Source organism: Rhodococcus sp. 06-1460-1B, from assembly GCF_002258475.1.
GTDB classification, from domain to species: domain Bacteria; phylum Actinomycetota; class Actinomycetes; order Mycobacteriales; family Mycobacteriaceae; genus Rhodococcoides; species Rhodococcoides fascians.
Window position 1 is genome coordinate 183,988 of record NZ_NOYS01000019.1, and the last position, 24,552, is coordinate 208,539.

Genomic DNA, 24,552 nt, shown 5'->3' on the forward strand with positions numbered 1-24,552 from the left:
TCGAACATGAGACCATGCAGCATGAGTGACGGTGGCGCACGACCGAAGGCCGACGGCCGCAAGCGGCGGTGGGAACAGCACAACACCGATCGTCGACGCCACATCATCGAGGCCGCGATGACGGTACTGGCCCGTGACATCGCTCCCGGGGAGCGGCTGACCACTGCACAGATCTCGGCCGAGGCGGGCGTTCATCGCACCGGCCTCTACCGGCATTTCAACGATCGCACCGATCTCGACACCGCGATTCAGCGTGCCATCTGCAAGCAGTTGAGCGCTGCGCTGGTCGCCTCGTTCGCGTTGACCGGCACTCCACGCGATGTGGTGCATCGGGTGGTGAGTACGTACGTCCGCTGGGTCGCCGAGCATCCCGCGTGGACGCGGTTCGTCGAGCAGGACGTCAGTGCCGAGTCGCCCAGTCCGCTCGAGGAGACCAACGCACTGCTCGCCGAGCAGCTGGAGGTCAGCGTCGCGGCGTTCCTCGCGTTGGTGAATGCGGATCTGTCACCGGAGGATTGGTCGCTGGTGCGCCCGTGGGTCGCGGGCCTGGTCTCCGGATGCATGGGCGCGGTGCGCAGCTGGAGCGCGCAAACCGAATCACGCACCGGCCTGGATCATTTCGCGACGTTCCTGGCCGACACCATCTGGCTGCAGGTCAAAGGACTTGGGGCATCCCGCGGAATCGTGATACCCCAAGTCCCTCTCGAATCTGTCACCGGCCCCCAGACAGCTCAGCCGAACGAGGGCTCACTGCGGTAGCGCGACGGACGTCCGTCGATTCCGAGGGCGCGCCACACGCGCTTGGAGACGCGGTTCATCAGTCCCAGTTCGCCGGCGAGCATGCGGACGTCACCGAATGTGTCGCGCAATGCCTTTCGTGACGATTCGCTGTTCCACCACACGGCGTCCACTACCTCGTCGGGGATGTCGAGTTCGCGTCGCATCTGCTTGCTCGGCTTCATGATGACGTCGCACAGCAACCGCATGATGACGGGCGTGAGAATCGAGATCGACGCCTTCTCGAAGGGACCGAGGCGTGGAGCCTTGTACCGAAGGTACTGATGCGCGAAGCCGATGTGGCGCGCTTCCTCGGCGATGTGGATCTGCATGACGCGCTGGACCAACGGGTGGCCGACTGAGCCTCCGCGCAGAACGCCCTTCTGCATGTGGTCGATCGGCTCTTCGCCCGCGAGGACGCCGACGAAGAATCCGAACGGTGCCGAGCGGCTGGCGAACACCGTGAGCATCGGCACGATCTTGCGGAACCATCCGGGTCCACCCGGCACGTCGATGCCGATGCGGTTCACCAGCTCCTGGAACATCTGGGTGTGGTGGCACTCTTCGGTGGCCTCGTGCGTCGAGTACCGGAATTCCGGTGAGTCGTTGGGCAGCGTCAGGGCGTACTGCATGAGGCCGCTGATGAGGATCTGCTCGAACTGCAGGCCTACCTTGACCATGCTGGCCTGGCGATACATGCCGATGTGGATCTGCCGATCCAGGGGAAGCGACTTGTACCAATCGGTGTGACCGAGAGGATCCTCGTCCGGGAGTACCCACCGGGGATCGTTGGGAACGATCGCGTATTCGGGCTCGTCCCAGGGAATGTCGAGGAAGGCGTCGAAGTGCTGATGCACCGATGCCGTCGACAAGGAGTGCAAGGTGTCTCGGTAGTGCGTTCGTGCGTCGTCGACTGCAGTCATGGTGGTCCTTCCGCCTGCGTCCCGAACAATCTTTACGCTACAGAGCGTCACATATAAATCCCGTTAGTGCAACGGACCGTCGCAGATACTTACCGAAATGTTGCCGAAGACGACGAAAGCCGGCCGACGCGGCGTCGACCGGCTCTCGCCACGAACCCTTACCTCACCAGTGCGGCAGCACCATCAACAGGAAGCCGAGACCGATGAGCACGCCGACCGCTCCGGTGCCGATGGCGAGCGCCGTATCGCTGCGTTCGGCACGCGCCCCGGAGAGATCCGGGCTTCGATCCGCCCACAGCGCGGACGCGATGGCGATCAGGCCGGCTGCGATGCCGAGACCGGCGGCCCAGAACGACACGATCGACAGAGCGCCGAACATCACGGCGATCTCGGTCACCTGCGTTCGGGTGCGAATATGTCGATTCCACCACCGCGGCGGCACGTCGTCCATGTCGTGAGCGTCGAAATCGGGGGATGTCACTGTCACTGTTCTCTCCTTCCTCAGGCTCGCTGAGCTGGGGTTTGTTGCACGAAAGTATGCCTCTCCATTTTGGCACCCGACGCCCGAGAGTGCTAATCCCAAATTAGTTGCATACGCGCTATAACGGCGTAGGCTCACTACGAACACAACAAGGAGGATCCATGCACATCGATCTCGACGGACGTACCGCCCTGGTGTCCGGCTCCACGCAGGGAATCGGGCTGGCGATCGCTACAGCGCTTGCACAGTCGGGTGCCCGCGTGGTGATCAACGGGCGCTCGCAGGCCACCGTGGACACAGCCGAGCAGCAGATACTCGACACCGTTCCGGGCGCGCGCGTCATCGGCGTCGCCGCCGACCTCGCCACCGTCGAGGGCGTCGAGCAACTCACCGCGCGCGTCCCCGCGGTCGACATCCTCGTCAACAACCTCGGCATCTTCGGATCCAAGCCCGCCCTCGAGATCGACGACGACGAATGGCGTCGCTATTTCGAGGTCAACGTGCTCTCGGCCGTCCGCCTGATCCGCACCTACCTGCCCGGGATGATGGAATTCGGTTGGGGCCGAGTGCAGAACATCTGTAGCGACTCCGCCGTGGTCATTCCCGAGGAGATGATCCACTACGGCATGACGAAGACGGCGTTGCTGGCCGTGAGTCGCGGATTCGCCAAAGCTGCTGCCGGGACCGGAGTTACGGTCAATTCCGTCATCGTCGGCCCCACCCATACCGGCGGGGTGGAGGATTTCGTGGCCGAGCTCGTCGGCGACGACCTCCCGTGGGACGAGGCTCAGGCGACCTTCATGAAGAACCATCGCCCGAACTCGTTGATAGGCAGACTGATCGAGCCCGAGGAAGTCGGCAACATGATCGTCTACTTGAGCTCGGATCAGGCGTCGGCCACCACTGGTGGCGCTCTGCGGGTCGACGGCGGTTACGTCGATTCCATCCTGCCCTGACCGAGCACTGTCAGCGGCTGCGGCGCAGCATCTTTCGGCGGTACATGTCGGCGTCGGCAACCTGGGTCAGCGCCTCGAGTACGTCGGGTCCAGGGGAACCGACGGCGATACCGTACGTGACCGAGACGACATGCCCGTCGACGAGTTCCTGCGCGAGAGTGTCGATCTGCGCCGTGTCGAGTCCGGCGACGAGGACGATGAACTCGTCGCCGCCGAGCCGGGCGATCACACTTCCGGCCGGTACTTTCTCGGTCAGTGTGTCGGCGAGCCCGATGAGAATACGGTCGCCCGCAGCGTGGCCGTCCCTGTCGTTGACCGCTTTGAAGTGGTCGACATCGAACACGATCGCGGCGATGTTCTCCGATCGACGAGCCGCTCGGGCAGCGAGATTCGTCGCCGCGTCGACGGCACCGGCGCGGTTGAACACCCCGGTGAGCGGGTCACGGAGAGCGCCGGCGATCAGGGCGGCGCCGAGAGCGCCGAACACCTCGGCGGCAGCGAGAATGCACACGACGTAGAGCGCGCCCCACAGCATCGGTGCCGGTGCGGGCGCGAGCAGCAGCGCCGTGGCCGACAGCAGAGCCAGCGCCACGCACAGGACCCGTGCCACGACGACGGGATACGTCGCGCGCAGGTAGAGCGCCAGAAACATTGCGGGAATCAACGCCCACACCTGGGCAGCGAGATTCTGATGGGTCAGCATCGTCAGCGCTGGAGCCAGTGCCGCACACGCAATGGCGATCCCCTGCCGCACCGGGCCTGGTCGACGAGACAGGATCGCGACGAATCCCACCGCAGCGACCACTGCGGCCCACATCTCACCCATGGCCCCGGCACCGTTCGTGTCGGCCCAGGATGCGATGAACGCGGCCGAATAGAGCACCAGCTGTACAGCGAGAAGGGACGACAGAACGCGGCGACGCGAGTCGATCACCACCGACCCCGCGCTCGCCGGCTGCCTGTTTCGCCGTGGGGACACAGCTCATCATCGCCGCCTACTCGCTGGCGTTACCGGACCGCCCCGTACTTTTCCTGCACCAGCACACGATCAGCCGAAAAAGCGGGCACGCTGTGGCGGCATTCACCGCCGCCGATGAGCTCGTCCGATGCGAAAGTCGTCGCAGGCAAGGGAACGGCGGGGTCGTGGTCGAGACAGGTGCCGTGCGCCCTGGCAGGGTATTGGCCATGCCCTCGTTCCCTCACGTTCCGCATCCGAGTTCGGTGCACGGTACGGCGGGTCTACGGACGCGGCTGTTGATGTACTTTCTGCTGGCCACAACCGGTCTCTATGCCGTGGGGGTGATCTTGACCTTGCTGCCTCACGGCGACCGGGTGACCTCCGTTGTCACCGGTGGTGTCATGGCTGTCGGTCTGGGAGCGGCCGGCGTCGTGCTGCTGTGGGTTCGACCCGGTACCGCGGTGGCGCTTCGGCTTGCCCTGGCCGCGGCTATGGTGGCGACACCCGCGGTGATGGCGTTCCATCGGCTCGCGGCGGCGCAGAGCCAGTGTCTGATCGCGGCGATGTTTCTGGCGATGTACATCCGTGCGTTCCATCGGGACGGACCCGGCAGAGTGCTGGTCGGCGTGCTCGTGGTGAGTGTGCTGTCTGCGGTGTGGGTTTCTCCTGCTCCGATGTATCCGATTTCGTACCTGATCTTCGGCGTCGCGGTGATTGCCGCAGGCGAGGCGTTCGGTGTGGTGACCAAGGCTCTCATCGCGGCGTCGTGCACCGATCCTCTGACCGGAGTGTTCAACCGGGCGGGATGGGAGATGGCCGCGGCCGAGGTGGCAGGCAGCAGGACTGCGGAGCTTCCGGTCGCGGTGGTGATCGTCGACGTGGACGATTTCAAGGCCGTCAACGATTCGGGCGGACATCGTGCGGGTGACGAACTGCTGATCGATCTGGCGCAGTCCTGGACCCGCGCAGCTCCCTCCGACGCCGTGATCGCACGTCTGGGTGGTGACGAGTTCGCGGCGCTCCTGACAGGGCACAGCCATGACGTGGTCGACGAGTTCGCCCGGATCACCACCGAGTCGTTGCCCTACGCCAGCGTCGGAACAGCTCAGTCCACGGATCCGCAGGAGTCTGTCTCGGACATCCTCGCCCGCGCGGACGAAAATCTGTACGGCGTCAAACATGTTCGCCGAGAACGCCCTTGAGGATCCAGTCGACGGTGCCCTGGAGAAACCACCACGCCGCCAAAGCAAATCCCTACCCGCATCGCTGCCGCGTCAGTTCCCGGCTACCTCGGTAGCCCGAGCGAGTCCGTCGACGAGGGTCGGCAGGAAGTACGGAATCGACAGTGCCGTCGGGCCTACTGCAGCACCGGCTTCCTGCCCGACAAATCCTGCCACTGCTCCCCCGGCGACGGCCGGGATCTGCCGCGTCACCGGTGAACCCGTGAATTCGGCCAGTGCAGCGTCGGTGTCGACCTGAGTGAACACCACATCGGCGTCGATTTTCGAGATGTTCTCCGCCGAGACAGTGGTCGAGAACGTCGAGTCACCGCTCGCCAGGGCCGTCACCGACGGGTCCGAGGTGAAGCCCAGATTCTCGAGCAGCTCCACTCGCGGGTCGGACGGCAGCAGCAGGTAGTAGACATCTGCGGCCTCGGACACGTAAGCGATTGTGCGACCCTCGAATTCGGGGTGCTGCGAACCTGCGTCGGTGACCTGCTTGTCCAGATCGGCGACGAGTTCACGAGCCCGATCCGGCACGCCCAGCACGTCGCCCGTGGTGGTGATGACGTCGCGCCACGGCGTCGACCACAGCTCTTCCGGCGGGGCGATGACGGGGATTCCGGCGTCGGTCACCGCGTCGTACTCGGCCTGGATCAGACCCGAATGCGGGGCGAGCAGAACGTCGGGGTCGGCAGCGAGCAACTTTTCCACCGTCAATGCGTTTGTCACGTTGTCCAGCAACGTCGGAGCGGGGCCACCGCTGGCGTCGATGGCGTCGGAGATCCACGGATAGATCAGGTCGTCGCCGCCGCCGTATTCGGCCGACGGCATGGCCACCGGCACCACACCCAGTGCGAGCACGGCGTCGGTGGTGCCGAAGCCCCACGTGGCAATCCGCTCGGGCACGGCGTCGAGGGTGGTCTCGCCGTACATGTGCTGCACGGTCAACGGAAACGAGTCGGTGGACGACGCGGCGGGGGCGGAAGCGTCGTCGGCATCGGACGAGCCGCAGCTCACCAGGGCGAGCGAGGTGAGCACCGCGGCAGCGAGGCTGGTCAGTACACGATGATTCATGAAAAGTCCTGTATGTCGGGGTAGTGACTAGAGGTTAGCCTTAGCTTGCTTGAACCGCGAATCGGGCTCCCAGGAACCTCCCAGCCGGAGCCCAGGGTTCTCCCCGGATCTCCGCAGAGTATTGGCACTACCGAAACATCCAGTGCCACATCGAAGGAGACACAACGCGATGCCTCGCATTCCCGAACCCACGAACACCCCCGACGGACCCGCGTACGAAGGTCGACTGCTCGACCGTCCCGACGAGGAGGTGGTCGATCAGGGTGCCGCGTTCGACATCACCACCCTGTTGACCCGTCGCCGCGTTCTGAGCATCGTCGGAGCCGGTGCCGGAGCACTCGCCCTCGCGGCGTGCTCGAGCACGTCGAACGCCGGAAGTACCACCACCACAGCTGCATCCACGACGGCGACCACTGCCTCGGCCACGAGCGAGATTCCGCAGGAGACCAACGGCCCGTATCCCGCCGACGGCACCAACGGCGTCAACGTTCTCGAAGAATCGGGAATCGTTCGCCGCGACGTGACGTCGAGCCTCGACGGCGGCACCACGGTCAGCGGTGTCCCACTGTCGTTCACGTTCACCCTCACCGACATGGCGAACGACAACCGCCCCTTCGAGGGGGCAGCGGTGTACCTGTGGCAGTGCGACGCGAACGGCAAGTACTCGATGTACTCCGAGGGTGCCGAGGACGAGACGTACCTGCGCGGTGTGCAGACGGCCGATGCGAGCGGGAGCGCCACCTTCGACACCATCGTGCCCGGCTGCTACTCCGGCCGCTGGACGCACATGCACTTCGAAGTCTACCCCGACGCAGCGTCGGCAACCAACGCGGAGAACGCAATTGCCACGTCGCAGGTCGCCTTTCCGCAGGAGATCCTGAACGACATCTACCAGCTCGACACCTATCCGGGCTCCGCGAGCAACCTCGCCCAGCTCGGCAGTCTCGACAACGACAACGTGTTCGGTGACGGCTACGACCTGGAGATGGGCACCTTCACCGGCGACCCCACGAGCGGCTATGTCGGCTCGCTGGCAGTCGCGATCGACACCACCACCGAGCCCACCATGAGCGCAGCGCCTTCCGGCGGCGGTGCGGGTGGCGGACAACCGCCGATGGGCGGCACACCCCCGGCCGGCGGACCTGCCGGCACCGCTCCCACCAACTGACCCTCCCCGACACTACCCACCGAAGGAAACATCATGTTGCACAACCTCACTGGATGGCACGCCCTCGTCGTTCTCGCCATCGTTCTGCTCGTGTTCGGATCGACCAAACTCCCCTCGCTCGCCAAGGGTGTGGGCCAGTCGATGCGCATCCTCAAAGACGAAGTGCGTGAGGACAAAGCGAAGACATCGGCGACGCCCGACGACGTCTCGGTCCCGGTTCCGTACCGACACGCCTCATGACCGCAGCCACCGCCGTTCGGGGTGCGATGCCCCTTGCCGGGCATATGCGCGAGGCACGTCGCCGTGCGATCCGTGCGGCGGTGTCGCTGCTCGTCGGCGTCGTGATCGGCTTCGCAACCTCCGATCGGATTCTCGACATCCTCCGCGGCCCCGTCGAGGAACTGGCACTGTCCCGCCAGGCCAGCCTCAACTTCGAGACCGTCACGGGCGCATTCGATCTCCAGCTGCGGATCGCACTGTTCACCGGCGTCATCGTGTCGAGTCCGGTGTGGTTGCGAGAGATCTTCGCGTATCTCACTCCAGGATTGACCCGTCGCGAGAAGACGTACGTACTCGGTTTCTCCGCGGCTGCCACCCCACTGTTCGTCGCCGGGTGCGCATTCGGGTTCAGCATCTTTCCTCGTATGGTGAGCGTGCTCGCGGGCTTCTCGTCCGACGAGGACAGCACCATCCTCAACGCGTCGTACTACGTGGATTTCGTCATGAAGATCGTGTTGGCAACCGGTATCGCCTTCGTCCTGCCGGCAGTGTTGGTGATGCTGAACTGCCTCGGCGTCGTCTCCGCGCACACGCTGCGCAGCAGTTGGCGCGTCAACGTGGTGGCGATCGCCCTGTTCAGCGCACTGGTCACCCCCGCGGCAGACGTGCTCTCCATGTTCCTCGTCGCGCTGCCGATGGTCACCCTGTTCGGCGCGGCTCTCGCGATCACCGAGATACACGACAGACGATCGTCCAGACGTGCTACTGCACAGGAGAATTCATCATGTTCGGCCTGACATTCGAGAAATTGTTCCTCGTCGCGATCATTGCGGGGTTCGTCCTCGGCCCGCAACGACTGCCCGGCTACGCCCACCGACTCGGACGGGCGGTGCGCACGCTCCGGCACTTCGTCGACAGCACCCGCAGCACAGCGGAGGCCGAGATGGGCGTCCCGCTGCGCCGCAGCGAGTGGGAGTCGTTGGACCTCAAGCAGTACGACCCACGCCGCATCGTCGCCGACGCACTGCGAGAGAACGATACGGCGCTGCCGACCGATCCAGATCTGGTCGCAGAGGCCGCCCGAGTGCGACCCGGTCAGAAGTATCTGATCACCGGACCGTCCTCGCATCCGCGTCGCGTGCTCATCGAGTCACTGCCCGAGAACGATCCACGCCGGATCGCGGCCGAGGCATCGACGCGCGAGAATGCGTGCTGAGGCGGTAAATTGTCGGCTCAGCAGCCAGGACTCCAGGAGAGTGAACGCCGATGTCCGATCACCGTGCACACGAGTTCGAGATTCCCACGATCGACATCGGCCCCTTCGCCTCGGGCAGTACGGCCGATGCGGCGGCCCGCGCTCATGTGGTGGCCCAGATCGACGATGCCTGCACCCGTTCCGGATTCATGCAGATCACCGGGCACGGCATCGGAGACGATGTGCTCGACGGTCTGGCGCGGTCCATCGACTCGTTCTTCGCTTTGCCGCTTGCGACCAAAAACGAGTACCGGATACCCGACGCGAATCGCGGATACAGCCCGCCCAAGAGCGAATCATTGAGCCTCAGTGTGGGAGTCGAGTCGGCGTCGCGAATGAACGACTTCTTCGAGGCATTCAATGTGGGGGTGGAAGCGCGGTCCTTCGACTCCCTCGATCTGGACGAATCGGATTACGGGATCAACGTGTGGCCCGACGAGCTGCCTGATTTCCGCCGCGATGTCGACACGTATTTCGCCGAGGCGTCTCGGGTCGCCCGCACTCTCACCGGAATCTTCGCTGCGGCACTCGAACTCCCGGCCGACTTCTTCGGCACGCTCACCGACCACTCGATCGACGTGCTGCGGATGAACAACTACGCCCCGCCCGAGGGCATGGTCACCCTCGACGGTGACCTCACCGGGATGGGCGAGCACACCGATTTCGGGATCGTGACGGTGTTGTGGGCCGACCAGGTGGCCGGTCTTCAGGTGCTGGGTACCGACCGCGTGTGGCACGACGTCACTCCTCAGGACGGAGCGCTGTTGGTGAACCTGGGAGATCTCACTGCGCGATTGACCAACGACCGGTGGCTGTCCACTCTGCATCGCGTCAAGCCACCCGTCGTCGACGGCACGATCGTGCGTCGGCGGTCGGCAGCGTTCTTCCACGACGGCAATGTCGACGCGGTGATCTCCGCCTTGCCGTCGCACCTGGACGCGGATTCCGGCCTGGCCTACGAGTCGGTGTCGGTACGCGATCACATCGCCGCCAAGCTCGCCGGATCACGGCAGGGCAAGGCGAATGTCGGCGCGGTCCGCGAGGCCGCACGCGTACGCGCGGCGGAAGGCCGATGACGGACGCGTCGGTCAGTCTTCCGACCTCTTGAGCACGGCGATGCACGTCAGAAAGACGATCTTGATATCGAGCCGGAGGGACCAGTTCTCGATGTAGTAGTTGTCCCATTCCGCCCGATCCGCGATGGGGGTCTGACCGCGTAGTCCGTTCACCTGAGCCCATCCGGTGAGACCCGCTTTGACGCGATGTCGCTCGCCGTAGCGTCTGATCTGCGCTGCGAACAGGTCGACGTACTCCGGCCGCTCGGGACGGGGGCCGACCAGGCTCATGTCGCCGCGCAGCACGTTGATGAGCTGCGGCAGCTCGTCGAGCGAGGTCTGCCGCATGATCTTGCCGATCCGGGTGCGTCGATCCACGCCTTCCACACCGCCGGGTGCCGCTCCCTCGGTCCGGACGAAGTCCGCATCGGAGTCACGTGGTGGCCGCATGGATCGGAACTTCAAGCAGTCGAACGGAACTCCGTCTCGGCCGATTCGTTCTTGCGCGAAAAAGATTGGCCCGGGGGAACTCGCCCGTACCAGCACGGTGAGCACAAGGAACACCGGCGACAGCAGCAGCAGAGCCAGTCCCGCAGTGACGCGGTCCAGCGCGCCCTTGAGGACGAACTGCCACCCCCTCGGGTCGACGTGCCGCAACACCATCAGGGGCAGCCCGCCCAGATGCTCTATGCGCGCGTGCATTCCGACGGTGTCGAACATGCGGGGTACGAGCCAGACGCGGGCACCGGCATGCTGTGCCGCACGGATCGCGTCGACTATTTGTTCGTGCGGAGCCGACGCGAACGCGATCACCACCTCTTCCACCCGATGCGCTCGGAGTATTCGAGTCAGGTCGGTCAGCGGTCCCAGATACGAAAGCCCCTGTTGCACAGAGGGGTCGACGTCGGGCGAGGAGTCGACTGTCCCGACGAGGTCCATCCCGTATTCAGAGGACTGCTTCATTCTGCGCGCCAGTTGCTCTGTGACGGGACCACTACCGACGATGACAGTCGGTGCACTCGCATGGTGTTTCGCGCGAAGCCAGCGCTGCCCCCACGCCCGTGCCAGGCACGCGATCGCGAGCGCAACAGCTGCGCACAGCCACACACGGACCATGACCGCACCTGGGCGATAGGCAGTCTCGATGGCCAGGATCAGGGCGAGCGTGATCAGGGTCGCGAAAGCGACGGCGGATTGAACCGGGCCGATTTCATCGATGAAGTTTCGTCGAAGCCCACGCCGGTAGAGCTTTCTCGACGCGAGCAGCACCAGGACCGTGGGCATGAACAACCATGGGTACCAACCCAACACAGCGACGCTGCCGGAGCTCCAGTGGACACCTTCGGCTACGCCGATGGCGGCGGCGAGCACGTCGAAGAGAACGGTGAGGATCGTACGAACAGGGTTGCTCCGTATTCGATCCGATACGTTCCTCCCGAAGCGGGCTTTCACTGACTGCGGTGTCGATATCGTCATCGTCGATCCGCGCGAGTTCGACTCGATATCCGGTCCTTCCACGTTTCATGTCCTCAGAGCGGTGACGCCGTTCGGCAGTCGACATTTCGTACACCGAAGACATATCACCCTTCACCTTCATCCGGCGTGCAACGCAAGCATTGTCACTGTCGAAACAGGGCCGCTGTCAACGAATTCGCTGCTGAATGAGCCAGGCGATGTCTTCGAGGGTCTTCACGTGGCCCGACGTCCATTTACGTGGTCGGTAGTCCCACACATCCAGCATTCCGACGGTGAACCCAGCGTCGGACTTGATCGGCGCTGCCATATAGGCGATCAGATCCGCAGTCGCGTGATCCCTCAATAGCGCGTGCTCTCGAATGTCCTGCGCCACCAGCGTTTCGCCGGTTTCCACCACGACACGGCACGCCGACCGTTCCACCGCTACGGTCTGTGGCTGCGCTGCCGTTCCCGATGTTCCGACGCTGGCTTTGATGAATTGTGTGTGATCGTCGACGAACGAGATCGACGCACCCTGTGCTCCCATGGCTCGCAATGTCATCCGAGCCAGTTTGTCGAACTGCTCGTCACGAGAACTGCCGATCATGCCGGTAGCTCGTACCGCGGCGAGACGATCGACGTCGCCGATCTGTAAGTACGTCTGCGGAAGTGACGTCGAATCGGGATCGGACAACTCGATGTTCTCGTACTCGAAACTACGGGCGTCCGCGAGCACGGCGGCCACTTCCGGTGAAGACTCTCGTTCGAGTTCGGTGACGAGTCGAGTGATGATTGCCCGACGTGCGTAGGTGTTGAGGGACTCGCCGGCCTTGTCGGCATGGTGCGTCAACAGCCTGTTGATTCGATCTCCGAATCCGGTTTTTCCCAAGTCCACCTATCGGACGGTAGTTCACTATGCGCTGTTGCGCGTACCTACCGGCCTATCGAAATAACGGCATGATCGGTCCGTTGTCGGAGAAATCACTCGTTCTCCAATTTGAGCCACCCGGTCGATCACCGCTGCGAGATGCTCGAAATACCGTCGCACCTGATACTGCGCAAACGGGGTATCCGGGGTTTGGCTACCGAGATACACGCTGTCGTGATCACGATTGATCCAGAGCGACGCATTGCCCGTGCGTCCCTCGCCGGTGAAGATGACGCCACGATCGTACGCGTCGTCACCGCAGCCGGGAAACCATCGGAAATCGATGTAGGACAGCATGTTCGGCGCAGTGACCACTGCCTCGGGTGACGCGCCTGCAGCCATCATGGCTGCCATGGCAGCTCCTACCGGCACCGTCGCGAGCTTCTTGGCGCGTTCGTAGCCGACGTTGGCACGCGGGACGAGTTCGCTGAAGGTCGATGCCCCGGACACGGCGAATTCCACCGGCGCGAACGAGCAGATCCACCCTTGGTCGGCCGCATAGGTGGGAAGCATTGCACGGCAATCGAACACGGTCATGCCGTAGTAGTTGTCGACTCCGCCGAGTTCGTGGTCGGTGATCGCCAGGGCCGCGTAGAGTCCGGCGAGAAACCGGCCGCCCGCAGCTTTGCAGGCGCGATCGAAACCAGCGATCCCTGCCCGGTCGAGCAGTGGCAGCTCGATCGGTTTCACCGGTGCAGTCTCGCCCGGTGCCAGTCCGAGGTCGAGGGCGAACCTGGGCATCTGCAGATCGTTTCGAGTGAACGTGTCTTTCCACGCCGCGAACTCGTCGGTGCCGGCGACATGTGTAACGGCGAGTGTCGCTTCGATCTGCGCGTACTCGGCGAACCCACCCGAAGCGGACTCGGCCACCGGCGTCGACGTGTCCTCCGGGTCGGTAAGAGCTCGGCGATACAGGCCGACGATCTCGGTCAGTGCCAACGCCTGTGACGAGCCGTCGCTCAGGGCGTGGTCAGCACCGAAGAAGATCGAGAAGTCGTCCTCGCGGACGATCGCGCCGAACGCGAAGCCGGGGTACGAGTCGCTACGGGTCTCCGCACCCAACCGGGCACGGATGTGGTCGTGAACGTCCGCGGCATTCGTCAGCCGCGATCCGACGGTGGCCTCGAATTCCACCGCGTCCGCCGGCAGCGAGCGGCTCACCACCGTGCCGCCTTCGACGTCGAACCACATGCGAAGGATCGAATGACGCGCGACGAACTGCGTGAGGGCGCTGGTCATCGCCGCTTCGTTCAGCACCCCGTCGAGAGTGGTTCCCGAACCGATGTACGACAGGTGAGGTCGGCCGTTCAGGGCCGCAGCGTGGGCACCACGAACGTGGTTCTCGGCCAGAAACGTCAGGCCTCCGGATGTCGGCGAGGCATGGGCGGTTCCGGCGACCGAGCCGACGGTCGGATGCCATTCGATCGTGGTGCCGGGAGCCGAGTACCACGAATCGAGCGCGGTGATCTTCACTGTTTCCCTCTCGTCAGGCGATGTGCACGTCGGCCGCACCTACGGAATCGAGACCGACGGAGTCGACACCGACAGGGGCACCGATTCCGGCGTCGATCACCTCGAACATGGTCTCGAACGTGGAGACGACGAGGTCCGTCACGGCCGCTGTCGCGGCGTCGTCCGCCGGATGCCGTGCCGAGACCGTGATGCCCTCGGCGGTCCTGGCCACCCAGATGTAGACCTCGGATTCCGACCTGGCGGCACTGCGCAACGTCTGTGCCCGCCTCGCGGTCCAGTCCGCGGCTCCGGCGACGAAACGAAGATCGAGGTAGGAGACGACGAATTGCGGTTCGGCCACCGTGCCCAGCAGTTCCGCTACGCGGGGAAAAGGAACCCGAGAGAGCTTCTTGGCCGCGGAGATACCGGTGGCAGCGGCGCTCAATGCGTCGGCGAAGGTGCGCGCGTGTCGAACGTCGATTTCGAGCGGCCCGATGCCCACGTACCAGCCCACCGACTCCAGGAATCTGGCCTCGTCACGGGTGTGGAGAGGCATCACCAGTCTTAGAGTCGGCTCCCCGGTCAGTCGGCGATGGGCCAGTGCCATCGCCGCCATCACCGCGGTCTGCGTCGTGTGGCCGGCAGCGCGGCATACCGAGTTCACCGCTGCGACTTGTTCCCCGCCGGCCACTTGCAACGCCCACCCCCGCTGGACTGCGTCCGCCGGGGGCGAGAAGCTGATCCGCGAACGCGTCGCGGCGACCGACGACAGTGCGGGGAACCCTCCGGTCGCGGCGAGGAATTGCCGCCACCGCTCGACCGTGTCGTGCACTACCGTCACTTCGTTACCCATGGTGCGGCTTCGCACGCTGAAGTCGACGTGGCTGCCGATATCGGACATCTCGACGGACTGGCTGCGCAACTCGGCGTCGTACAGCCTGGACAGCTCACCGATCGACAACAGCATCGAGTACGCGTCCATGACCGAGTGATCTGCAGCGAACAGAAGCAGGAAACGGTCCTCATCGGCATCGGGCGCGTCCGAGATGGTGACGACCATGCAATGTGGCCATCGCAACGGCGACAGTTCGCCGTCGAACATGTCGGTCAGTGTGGTCCCGACGGCGTCCGCTTCGATCCAGCCGAGGTCGGTCGAACCGAAACGTAGGCGGTCGGGTTCGCACGTCCTTCGGACGAGATGTTGATTTCCTGCGCCGTCTTCCGCGATCGTTGCAGTTGTACGGAACACTTCGTGGCGGCGGTGCCACGCCAACAGAGCTCGGTTCATCGCCGCCGTGTCGAGATGACCGGTTACGTCGAATACAGCTCCGAGCCATGAGCTTTCCGCTCTTCCGGAGGCAGCTCGACGTACATACGTTTCGTGGTCGTACGCGAGAGGACGATCGTCGGGATCCCAGCGGAACGTGCCGGAGTCGGCCTGCGGAGAGAACTTGGTAACTCTCCCACCAGGGAGTTGATAATCAGCGATTTCGGTGAATTTCACTGCTCGACACCTGCTTTCCGGCGACGCGCTGTCCGTTGGGAAAGCGTCGGAGTATCACTTCGTCAATAGAGTTGCGCGCGTGCGGATCCGATGACTTCGTTGTGGACACTACAGGCCTCACACGATGGTTCTGTACCGCGCATTCGGACCCTGTGGTCCGAATCCTGCTTATTGTCAACAGCATCGACGACATCAGCAGAGGCGGTGCACACATCGAGCATCGACCCCAGGAGCTGCCACGTCCAGTGGAGTACGAGTGGACTTCGTCACTGCCGGAGGTACGGTCCGATCATGTCACAATCGGGCGATCACCGCTGTCCGGCGAGGGACGCGATTCCCCGCGGATATCGCGATTTCTCAACGTAACCAGCATGTTTCGGAGATGTAAAGCCCCCGATGGGGCCACGTCCGAACAGCGGTTCCTCTGCCGGACGACCCCACCTCACCGCCGGTAGTCGAGCAATCAACCGTTACGAACGATGCACGGATGCAACACTTCTCCCCGTGCAGCGCCGATGCCGATCTCTTGCACCGCCTCGTTCGCGCCTATAACGTTCGACCGACAAAGCCACAGGTGCCAACACCGAACCGAGGTGCGACGACCACAACCACATCACTGCCCGCCGGAAGACGAGGTACCACCACTCGTCCACCGTCGGTCACAGCACGGGAGTAGGCGAATGACGGATTCCGAATTAGCCATCGCTGCATCAGGTTTGACTCGTCGTTACGGGTCGACCGTCGCCGTGGACCGCGTCGACCTCGAGGTTCCTGTCGGCGGAGTGTTCGCCGTGCTCGGTACCAATGGTGCGGGTAAGACGACCACAGTGCGGATGCTCGCTACACTGGAGCGACCCAACTCCGGCTCGGCCACAGTATTCGGCCACGACGTGCGCACCTCGGCTGGAATCGTGCGGTCGATGATCGGTGTCACAGGGCAGTACGCATCGGTCGACGAAGATCTCACTGCCGAGGAGAACCTCCTCATCTTCGCCCGACTCGTCGGCGCATCACGGCGTCGCGCCCGTGCCCGCGCGGCCGAATTGTTGGACGAGTTCGGACTGGGCTATGCCGCACGTAGACAGGTTCGTGGGTTCTCCGGTGGGATGCGCAGACGCCTCGACCTCGCCGCCTCGATGATCACGCGCCCACGCCTGCTCTTTCTCGACGAGCCGACCACCGGGCTCGACCCCCGCACCCGCGCACAGATGTGGGACACCGTCCGAGCGATGGTGGCAGCCGGGTCGACAGTGCTGCTGACCACTCAATATCTGGACGAGGCCGACGCGTTGGCAGACCGTGTCGCGGTCATGGATCGCGGCAAGGTGGTTGCGAACGGGACTGTGGACGAACTCAAGGCCAAGGTGGGCGGCAGCTCTGTGAAACTCACGCTGGTCGATTCGACGCAGGCGATTGCCGCGGCACGAACGTGCGCGGCCTTCTCGCCGCTCGAGGTCACCGTCGAAGACGACGGGAACATCGTGTCCGTGCCCATGCCGGACATCGAGCGTCTCCCGGAGATGCTCCTGGCGCTGCGGTCCATGCAGATCTCGGCGAGCGCGGTCAACGTCGCTCGGCCGACGCTCGACGACGTGTTCTTCGAGTTGACCGACGCATCACCCCGCGTTCTGGACAGTGTCCCGAGCATCACCGGCGCGAGAACGACGAGCAAGGAGCCCGCCGCGTGAACACGACGACGTCGACGGACGGGCTCGCCCGTCGAGAGCGCGGTATCACCCACACCGCGACCCCGGTCAGCGATACTCCTCGCAACGCGCAACCATTTTCTGCCGCACTCGCACAGTCGATGACCATGACGTTTCGGGGACTGCTGAAGATCAAGCACAATCCCCAGCAGATGTTCGACGTCATCGTCCTACCGATCGTCTTCACGGTGATGTTCTCGACCATCTTCGGCGGGGCCATCGTCGGCGATGTCGACAACTACTTGCCGCTGCTGATTCCCGGGGTGCTCGTGCAGGTCGCCGTGGCTGCATCGGTGGTCACCGGCGTGCAGCTTCGAGAAGATCTCGACAAGGGGGTCTTCGACAGGTTCAAATCGCTGCCCATCGCCCGCATCGCGCCTCTCGCAGGCGCGTTGTCGGCCAACGCCTTTCGATACGTCGTGGCAACCGTCATCACTGTCGGAGTTGGAGTCGCGATGGGCTACCGTCCGAACGACCCCGCCGGCCTCGCACTGGCATGTCTGCTGGTCGTTACCGTCGCGTTCACGTTGAGCTGGATCTTCGCTCTGGTGGGAGTGTTGCTGGACAAGGCGTCCACGGTGCAGGGAGTATCGATGCTCGTTCTGATGCCCATCACCTTCGTCTCCAACGCTCTGGTCCCCATCGACACCATGCCCGCGTGGATGCGCACGATCGCAGGTGCCAACCCGGTCTCTCACCTGGTGTCGGCGGTGCGCGGACTCGCCGACGGCACTGACGCGGGGCTTCAGGTGGCGTACACACTCATCGGCGCGGCCGTGGTCCTGGCCGTGTTCGTCCCGGTCACTCTGCGCGTCTACATGGCCAAGACCTGAAGTCGTTCCACACGAGGGGGTTTCACGATGGGGGTTTCACGATGAGGGTTTCACGATGGGCTTAGACAGACCGACCGAAGCGACAGGAGTGATGGTGAGCGAGTCGAGCACGATGGAAGAGGGCACCGAACCGACCATGGATCTCCTCGCCGAGAGCACGGCTCCGACGCTGTCGGTGGTGGTACCGGCATTCGACGAGGAGGACACGATCGCGGCCTGCCTCGAACGCCTGACGGCGCAGGCCGACTGCATCACCGAGATCGTCGTCGTGGACAACAACTCGACCGACCGGACCGCCGAGATAGTGCGGGATCTTGCCCGGCGTGACCCCACGATTCGATTGATACACGAGGTCGAGCAGGGCCTGGTGTTTGCCCGTAACGCCGGAATGGACGCCGCTACCGGTGATCTCATCGCCCGTATCGACTCCGACACCATGGTCGGCGACGACTGGTCGCGGACCATCGTCGACTTTTTCACCGCCGATCTCGACCACAAATGGTCCGCTCTGTGCGGTCGCGGTGAGGCTTACGACGTGCCGATGTCGGGGCGATTCGACAAGTGGAAGATCAAGTTGCATCCGCTCGGAGACCGCGGCCCCTCCGACGAGGTCAAGGAGATCCCCGTCCTGTACGGCTCCAACATGGTCGTGCGGCGAGAGGTGTGGAATCGGATACGTACCCGAGTGAGCATGCGGCGGGACATATTCGAGGACGTCGACATGGGGTTGTGCATCCTGGACGACGGTGGTCGCAACGCCTTCCTCGCGTCGTTGACCGTGGGGGTATCGCCCCGGCGTATGCAGAGCAGCCTGCCGGAGTTCGTGCAGTACATGAGCTTTCTGCCCAGAACCTTTGCCTTGCATCGGAGGTTTTCCTATACAGCGGGTACCGCATTGATCTACGTGCCGGCACTGACGGTGTTGCACACCGGCCGATTGTTGATGCTCCGGCTCTACGATTCCGAGACGGGGCAGCTCGACCCGAGGCGACTGCTGCAGCGCACCTCGACACCGACGCGCGCGCTACCGTGAGCCGCTCGCGACCCGCTCGACCAGATCGACGGCGTGGGATACAGCGATCGACGGGGCAATCAATCTGTCACGCAATTGCGTTGCAGTAACTCGCCTTTGCGGAGACAGGGCATCTCGAAGGACATCGGTGAGGCGCGACGGAGTCACCCGGGACAGAGGAAGTGAGGAACCGACATGTGCGGAGGCAACAGCTCGCCCCCAGATGGGCTGATCCGCACCGATCCAGGTGACGACAGTGGGCAACCCCGCTCGCAGCGAGGCCGCGACCGAGCCGGCACCACCGTGATGGATCGCAGCACGGCATCGAGGCAGAACGGCATCGTGGTCGATGTGCTTCACCACTCGCACTCGACTTCCGAGTTCGCCTGCATTGCCGAGGAAGTCGCTCCACCCACCGGCTACCAGCAACCGCACTCCCAACTGGTCCGCAGCGGCCACGATCGCCTCGCCGAGTCGGTCGGGATTTTTCGGAAGCATGCTCCCGAAGCCGACGTAGACCGGCGCGTCCGCGGCGGCGATCCACTCCGAGAGGTCGTCGTCTGCGCTGACGTCGCCCACCCCCTCCCGAGCCGACGCAGGCAAACCGAGAAAGCCCACCAACGGTCGTCGGTCACCCCATTCGGAGACCAGACCCGGAAACAGAGCGGGGTCGTACGCCTGTATCTCGGGGATCCCGGTCGCGGCGATCGCGGTTGCGAACGGAGTTCGCATGGGCCCCAGTCCCAATTCGGAACGCAGGTCGTTCTCCGCTCGCTTCGACGCCTTCCACAACAGCCACTCCACCACCGTCCAACTTGCCGACGCGAGCGGGCCGGACACATCGACACCCGCCTGCGACAGCAGGGACGTAGTGGAGTTTCGCCGGATCGGGCACAGGTGCAGGGGCACGTGAGGAATTCCTCTCACCTGCGAAACATTATGCGCTCGTTCCTGTCCCGCACTGGTCGAGATGATCGCGTCGGCACCTTCGCTGGCGTCGAGCAGAGCCTGCTGCATCTGTCGGCCACCGCGAACGGTGATCTCGGTGGCGGCAGACAGCCTGGCGCGCGGATCGGCAGACTTCAGCCGGGTGCGGACTGCATCGGACTCGAGCACCGCGCGGGTGCTGTCTCCGTACGCGGACGTGGACAACCCTGCACCGGTGCCGAATTCCTGCATGTTCGGCGGAGCGAGCAGGACTACGTCGTGCCCACGCGAACGCAGCTCGAGACCTACAGCCACTGCCGGTTGAACATCGCCGCGGCTTCCATTGGCTGCCAGAACGAACTTCATGCGCATCCCTTCGTTCCCCGGTGCTCGGTGAGCCCGATCAGTCTAAGCGACAACACCCGATCTGCCCCTGCGAGACGAAAGATGGTGCTGTGTAGTGCAATACCTCGGTACGGCGCAATTCTTGGGGGCGAACAAGTGAAGATAGCGTTCGCCATCAACGGTACTCGCGGCGACGTGCAACCTGCCGTCGTACTTGCCGCAGCCCTGACCGAACGGGGACACGAGGTTTCGGTGGGAGTGCCGCCGAACCTCGTCGAGTTCGCCCGCGGCTGCGGACTGGAGGCAACTGCTCTCGGCCCCGACACGCGAACACACATGAAGATGGTCACCGAGGCGCGGGCCGAGGCGGGCCGAAACCCGTTGCGCCAGATCAGAGCCGTTGCACAGCTGCGTGATCTCGGGTACTCGGAGTTGATCACCGACCTGAACGACATCGTGGCCGGTGCCGATGCCATCGTCACCGGTTTCACCACCGAACAGATCACGCTCGCGTACGCCGAACGTGCCGATATCCCCCTGATCTCGCTGCACCACGCACCCATACGCCGCAACACGGTCCATGGCCCGCTACCGAGTCTGCACTGGGGTGGTACACGCACGGTTCTCGCGCAATGGTGGCTGCTGGACCGGCTTTTCGGTCTCATGACCCGACGTCGCGACGCTCTTCTGCGCGAGCGTCTGGGTTGCGCCCCGGCGCGCCGATCACCAGCGGCTCAGCTCGTCGCGGCACCAGGAATCGAGATCCAGGCATACGATCCGTTGTTCGCGATACGGAACGACCCGGTGTGGGACGCCGACGCAGCCCGCCGACCCCGTCCAGTGGTCGGCTTCCTGGAACTGCCGAGCACGCGTCGACTCGGCCTCGACGAGATGCACTCTACCGAGGAACTGTCGGACTGGTTCGATGCCGGGGATCCCCCCGTCTACGTCGGATTCGGCAGCATGCCGGTCCGCGACCCGGCCAAGATGATCGACGCGGCCGTCACCGCCACACGTCGGCTGGGTCGCCGACTCCTGTTGTGTACCGGTTGGAACGACCTGCCGACGGATTCCTTGGCAGGAGAGGACATCCGCGTCGTGAGGGCCGTCGACCACGACGCGGTGTTCGGTCGGTGTGCGGCAATCGTCCACCACGGCGGGGCGGGCACCACGGCGGCCGCAGTGCGGTCGGGGACGCCGTCGGTGATCTGCTGGTACGGCTCCGACCAACCGTTCTGGGGTCGTGGACTGGAGCGGCTCGGGGTAGGTGCGACGCTACCCGCGCGGCGGCTGGACGCTGCTCGCCTCATCGACGCGCTCACCCACGTGCTCGACCTCCGTGTGAGACACGCAACCGTCAGCGCAGCAACACAATTGACCACGGGCGACGCAGCGCTGGCGCGGGCCGTCGACGAAATCGAGACGTGCATGACATCCGGACGAGTGGGGCAGAGTCGATGATGCACTCCGTACAGAGCAGACTCGCCGACGAGGATGCCACCTACTGGTTCCTGAGGCGGGCATTCGGGTGGTCGGTAGTCCTGCAGTTGGTCTGGACCACCGATGCTCCGGTATCCAAAGAAGTACTCACCGAGGTGAATTCCGCGTTGACGAACGGACGCCTGCACCGACGGCTCGTCCCACCCACAGTGCCGGGGGCGCGTCCACGCTGGGTACGCGCCACCGGCGAACCCGCCTGCCGATTCGACGACGATGCAGTGGAGAGCTCCGATATCGATCGCTGGGCGGCGGAGGAGTTGGCGTCGGTCGAGTTGGACGCGGTCGAGGGCGACTGCTGGCGGCTGCGCACCACCAGCCGCGCGGGGGCGGGCACTGTCATCTCGCTGTGCGCACTGCATCTCGTCGCGGACGGCAAGACCATGGTGACAGCTGCAGCGGCAGCGCTGGCGGCTGTGCAACAGGAAACGCTGTTGCCGAACGCAATTGCCGAGCCTGCACTCGCCTCGGAGACGGGCACCGCGAGCGCGATCATCGCCGACACGATCGACGCGAGCGGCAGAGTTCTGGCCGCCGGGCGAGGCACACTGCGGGCCATCGGAGATATGGTGGCCGAACACGCAGGATTCGGTGGCGCCGACACCGACACCGACACCGGCCCCGTCCCGACGCGTCCGGTCCGGGCACCGATGGCCGACAGATCACCGAAGGCAGTGGGCTCGTGGGCCACAGTGACCGTTCCCAGTGACGCCTGGGATGCAGTGGCCGCACGACACGGAGGCACTGCCAACGTGTTGTTCGTGGCCGTCGTCGCCGGGTTGCTGAGGTCCAGTGGCTACGCCCCGCTCGGAGACACGGTGAAGGTGGGAATTCCCGTCGACCGGCGCGGTGACAGCGATGACGACCGCGCCAATGCGACCGCGGGCGTGTCGGTGATGTTGACCGATCAGCCGGTACCGGGAGGCGACCTACGCAGCATTCGTTCCGCGTGTAAGGCCGCGTACCAACGGCTGGAGTCCGGGCACCGGAGCGCCGTGGCACACCTGTACCCGCTGACGTGGCTGCTCCCGCCGTCGTGGCTCGTCGGCGTGGCTACGTCGGGAACAGGCATGCCCGACGCGATGGTGTCCAATCTGGGCGTCGTCCCCTCGGAAGCAATGCGGTGGGGGGACGTCGATGCGACACGCCTCGCGTTCCGAGGCAACGCACAGGGCGTCGACGCGGCCCAGCCGTACCGATTCGGTGACGGTGCCCAGGCCTGGGCACTACGCACCGACACCACGTTCACGTTCTCGGTGTTGGGGTTCGATGAGAACAGTTTCGGTGGAGCGTCGCGGTTACGCGACCTGCTGGCCGCAGAACTGGCAGCGTGGCAGCTGCCGAACGAGATCTGGTGAGGAGCACGATGAGCACGACTATCGATGAAATCGATTCGGCAACAACGGAACAGGGCGCGGCGGTCGGGCCGAGCCCGCGAGTGACCGGTTCCGACGAGTCCTACCTGCTGGCGGAGGATCTCTTCGGCATGGCGGCTCCGATGCAATTCGCGTGGGTTTTCGACGACGACCCCGGGCAGGCCGCGATCAAGATGCTGGGCGCTCGCCTCGCCCACGGTCCGTTGCACCGCGCGGTTCGACGAACCAGGATTCCGGCGGCCCGGCACGCGTGGGTCCGCTCCACACAGCCGCCGCAGGTGTTCGTGGATAACGAGATCGACGACGATGCGATCGGCGAGTGGACGGAGGCGGCCGTCCGGCGGTCCGATCTGGCACCCACCGAGGGGAGAGGCTGGCGGCTCGAGACGACGACTACCACCGGTGGTCGTCGGGTCGTGTCGCTGGCGGTCTCGCACATGATCGCCGACGGGCAGGGCGTGTACCTCGCGCTCGCGGCAGCCGCAGGGCCCGCAACCACACGGCCGCTGCCCGATGCTCTCGGCGGTGTGCAGGAGATTCGAGAGGATCTGCTCGACGGCGTCGATCAGGTTCGCGCCGCGGCCATGTCGGTGCGCGCCCTGCTCGCCGAACTCGTGCGTGCACGTAAGCAGAAGTCGACTGCGGTGGCACCGACGACCGGCGTCGGCGAAGCTTTCCCGTTCCAGAAGCCACCACGGCCGCCCGACTCGGGAGCTGCACCCGAGAATTCCGGTACCGAAACAACACTCGTCAATGTCAACATCGATCGGAATACCTGGCTACAGCGTGCCGCCGACCACGGCGGCACCTCGAACAGTCTGTTCACCGCGATACTGGCGGGCATTGTGCAGGCATCGACCTATCCCGTCGGTGATCGACTTCGGGTCTGTATCGCAGTGAACCGACGCGAGGGTGCCACCGACGAGCGGGCGAATGCGTCGGGCGGAGTGTGGATTCGTCTGGACAACCCGGTCATCGCCGGGGGCGACCTCTCCCCTATCCGCACACTGAGCAAGAGCGCGTTCGCCAGCTACGCAGAATCGGGTGCGGATCGAGCTGCCGACAACCTCCAACCGCTGGTCCGGTTGCTGCCGGGATGGCTCGTCGGACGACTGATGCGCGCCATCCCTGGTCCCGACACCACGGTCTCCAATCTCGGCATCGTCCCCGACGACGTACTGACGCTCGGCGGCCGGGAAGCGTCGTGGTTCACCGTTCGGGCCGTCACACTCGGTACGCCTGCGGCGCAGCGGCGCATACAGGGGCCGGGCGTGGCCGCCTGGCTCGTCGAATACGGGGACCGAATCACCCTCAGCTTCTTCGGAATACATCCCGAGCACTTCAGCGACGAGGCCGAGCTGCGAGCCCTGGTCACCGATCAGCTGTCCGCGTGGGACCTCCCCCACACATTCTGGTGACCGACCCGAA

At 64.6% G+C, this 24,552-nt stretch carries 23 protein-coding genes; 14 read left to right on the forward strand and 9 right to left on the reverse strand.

Annotated features, from left to right (window positions below; all coding sequences use genetic code 11):
• Positions 1 to 21: 21 nt before the first annotated feature.
• Positions 22 to 759 (forward strand): TetR/AcrR family transcriptional regulator, encoded by a 738-nt coding sequence (locus tag CH268_RS09075; protein ID WP_176457889.1) that lies wholly within the window; start codon positions 22 to 24, stop codon positions 757 to 759.
• Here CH268_RS09075 and CH268_RS09080 read toward each other — a convergent pair.
• Both CH268_RS09080 and CH268_RS09085 read right to left on the reverse strand, forming a co-directional pair.
• Complete coding sequence (locus tag CH268_RS09080) at positions 732 to 1,700, reverse strand: AurF N-oxygenase family protein (protein WP_032366953.1); 969 nt, start codon at positions 1,698 to 1,700, stop codon at positions 732 to 734. The two genes, CH268_RS09075 and CH268_RS09080, sit on opposite strands and share 28 nt — an antisense overlap.
• Positions 1,701 to 1,863: 163 nt before the next feature.
• On the reverse strand, positions 1,864 to 2,187 hold the full coding sequence (locus tag CH268_RS09085; RefSeq protein WP_141215110.1) for a hypothetical protein: 324 nt from the start codon (positions 2,185 to 2,187) through the stop codon (positions 1,864 to 1,866).
• Between the two features lie 155 nt (positions 2,188 to 2,342).
• Between CH268_RS09085 and CH268_RS09090 the strand changes: the two genes are divergently transcribed.
• Complete coding sequence (locus CH268_RS09090) at positions 2,343 to 3,137, forward strand: SDR family NAD(P)-dependent oxidoreductase (protein WP_094663440.1); 795 nt, start codon at positions 2,343 to 2,345, stop codon at positions 3,135 to 3,137.
• Positions 3,138 to 3,147: 10 nt separating this feature from the next.
• Here CH268_RS09090 and CH268_RS09095 read toward each other — a convergent pair whose 3' ends face one another.
• On the reverse strand, positions 3,148 to 4,071 hold the full coding sequence (locus tag CH268_RS09095; RefSeq protein WP_141215111.1) for a GGDEF domain-containing protein: 924 nt from the start codon (positions 4,069 to 4,071) through the stop codon (positions 3,148 to 3,150).
• Positions 4,072 to 4,322: 251 nt separating this feature from the next.
• On the opposite strand from CH268_RS09095, the gene CH268_RS09100 reads away from it, so the two are divergent.
• The gene (locus CH268_RS09100) at positions 4,323 to 5,297 is read left to right on the forward strand and encodes a GGDEF domain-containing protein (protein WP_141215112.1); all 975 of its coding nucleotides are present in this window, start codon (positions 4,323 to 4,325) and stop codon (positions 5,295 to 5,297) included.
• Positions 5,298 to 5,369: 72 nt separating this feature from the next.
• On the opposite strand, the gene CH268_RS09105 is transcribed toward CH268_RS09100, so the two are convergent.
• Entirely contained in the window at positions 5,370 to 6,392 is a 1,023-nt protein-coding gene (locus CH268_RS09105) for an ABC transporter substrate-binding protein (RefSeq protein WP_094663446.1), read from the reverse strand.
• A gap of 169 nt (positions 6,393 to 6,561) precedes the next feature.
• Between CH268_RS09105 and CH268_RS09110 the strand changes: the two genes are divergently transcribed.
• From CH268_RS09110 to CH268_RS09130, 5 genes are read left to right on the forward strand one after another with little or no spacing between them, the layout of a single operon-like run.
• Positions 6,562 to 7,560, forward strand: coding sequence for a dioxygenase family protein (locus CH268_RS09110; RefSeq protein ID WP_094663448.1), 999 nt, complete (start codon positions 6,562 to 6,564; stop codon positions 7,558 to 7,560).
• Positions 7,561 to 7,593: 33 nt separating this feature from the next.
• A complete protein-coding gene (gene tatA / locus CH268_RS09115; protein ID WP_032366957.1) occupies positions 7,594 to 7,800 on the forward strand; it encodes a twin-arginine translocase TatA/TatE family subunit in 207 nt (68 codons plus the stop codon).
• Positions 7,797 to 8,576 carry a twin-arginine translocase subunit TatC gene (gene tatC, locus CH268_RS09120; protein ID WP_094663450.1) on the forward strand — a complete coding sequence of 260 codons (780 nt, stop codon included), beginning with the start codon at positions 7,797 to 7,799 and terminating at the stop codon, positions 8,574 to 8,576. Before tatA ends, tatC begins: the two co-directional genes overlap by 4 nt.
• Positions 8,564 to 8,995, forward strand: a complete 432-nt coding sequence (locus CH268_RS09125) for a Sec-independent protein translocase subunit TatA/TatB (protein WP_094663452.1) — start codon at positions 8,564 to 8,566, stop codon at positions 8,993 to 8,995. Before tatC ends, CH268_RS09125 begins: the two co-directional genes overlap by 13 nt.
• A gap of 50 nt (positions 8,996 to 9,045) precedes the next feature.
• Complete coding sequence (locus CH268_RS09130; protein ID WP_094663454.1) at positions 9,046 to 10,110, forward strand: isopenicillin N synthase family dioxygenase; 1,065 nt, start codon at positions 9,046 to 9,048, stop codon at positions 10,108 to 10,110.
• A gap of 12 nt (positions 10,111 to 10,122) precedes the next feature.
• Here CH268_RS09130 and CH268_RS09135 read toward each other — a convergent pair whose 3' ends face one another.
• The 4 genes from CH268_RS09135 to CH268_RS09150 form a co-directional block, all read right to left on the reverse strand.
• Positions 10,123 to 11,565 carry a sugar transferase gene (locus CH268_RS09135; protein WP_094663822.1) on the reverse strand — a complete coding sequence of 481 codons (1,443 nt, stop codon included), beginning with the start codon at positions 11,563 to 11,565 and terminating at the stop codon, positions 10,123 to 10,125.
• Between the two features lie 166 nt (positions 11,566 to 11,731).
• Entirely contained in the window at positions 11,732 to 12,439 is a 708-nt protein-coding gene (locus CH268_RS09140) for a GAF domain-containing protein (protein ID WP_032383068.1), read from the reverse strand.
• Positions 12,440 to 12,457: 18 nt separating this feature from the next.
• Positions 12,458 to 13,945 carry a condensation domain-containing protein gene (locus CH268_RS09145; protein ID WP_141215113.1) on the reverse strand — a complete coding sequence of 496 codons (1,488 nt, stop codon included), beginning with the start codon at positions 13,943 to 13,945 and terminating at the stop codon, positions 12,458 to 12,460.
• A 13-nt stretch (positions 13,946 to 13,958) separates the two neighbouring features.
• On the reverse strand, positions 13,959 to 15,428 hold the full coding sequence (locus CH268_RS09150) for a condensation domain-containing protein (RefSeq protein ID WP_094663456.1): 1,470 nt from the start codon (positions 15,426 to 15,428) through the stop codon (positions 13,959 to 13,961).
• A 680-nt stretch (positions 15,429 to 16,108) separates the two neighbouring features.
• Here CH268_RS09150 and CH268_RS09155 point away from each other — a divergent pair.
• The 3 genes from CH268_RS09155 (at position 16,109) to CH268_RS09165 (ending at position 19,000) form a co-directional block, all read left to right on the forward strand.
• Positions 16,109 to 17,116 carry an ATP-binding cassette domain-containing protein gene (locus CH268_RS09155; RefSeq protein WP_094663458.1) on the forward strand — a complete coding sequence of 336 codons (1,008 nt, stop codon included), beginning with the start codon at positions 16,109 to 16,111 and terminating at the stop codon, positions 17,114 to 17,116.
• A 44-nt stretch (positions 17,117 to 17,160) separates the two neighbouring features.
• Positions 17,161 to 17,967 (forward strand): ABC transporter permease, encoded by an 807-nt coding sequence (locus CH268_RS09160; protein ID WP_255182345.1) that lies wholly within the window; start codon positions 17,161 to 17,163, stop codon positions 17,965 to 17,967.
• Between the two features lie 91 nt (positions 17,968 to 18,058).
• Positions 18,059 to 19,000, forward strand: a complete 942-nt coding sequence (locus tag CH268_RS09165; RefSeq protein ID WP_094663460.1) for a glycosyltransferase family 2 protein — start codon at positions 18,059 to 18,061, stop codon at positions 18,998 to 19,000.
• On the opposite strand, the gene CH268_RS09170 is transcribed toward CH268_RS09165, so the two are convergent.
• Positions 18,992 to 20,272: a glycosyltransferase gene (locus tag CH268_RS09170; protein WP_094663824.1), complete on the reverse strand. Its 1,281-nt coding sequence runs from the start codon at positions 20,270 to 20,272 to the stop codon at positions 18,992 to 18,994. The genes CH268_RS09165 and CH268_RS09170 overlap by 9 nt on opposite strands.
• Positions 20,273 to 20,407: 135 nt before the next feature.
• On the opposite strand from CH268_RS09170, the gene CH268_RS09175 reads away from it, so the two are divergent.
• From CH268_RS09175 to CH268_RS09185, 3 genes are read left to right on the forward strand one after another with little or no spacing between them, the layout of a single operon-like run.
• Entirely contained in the window at positions 20,408 to 21,712 is a 1,305-nt protein-coding gene (locus CH268_RS09175) for a glycosyltransferase (protein ID WP_176457890.1), read from the forward strand.
• Entirely contained in the window at positions 21,709 to 23,106 is a 1,398-nt protein-coding gene (locus CH268_RS09180) for a hypothetical protein (protein ID WP_094663464.1), read from the forward strand. Before CH268_RS09175 ends, CH268_RS09180 begins: the two co-directional genes overlap by 4 nt.
• 8 nt (positions 23,107 to 23,114) lie before the next feature.
• Positions 23,115 to 24,542 carry a hypothetical protein gene (locus tag CH268_RS09185; protein WP_255182326.1) on the forward strand — a complete coding sequence of 476 codons (1,428 nt, stop codon included), beginning with the start codon at positions 23,115 to 23,117 and terminating at the stop codon, positions 24,540 to 24,542.
• The last annotated feature ends 10 nt before the right edge of the window (positions 24,543 to 24,552 follow it).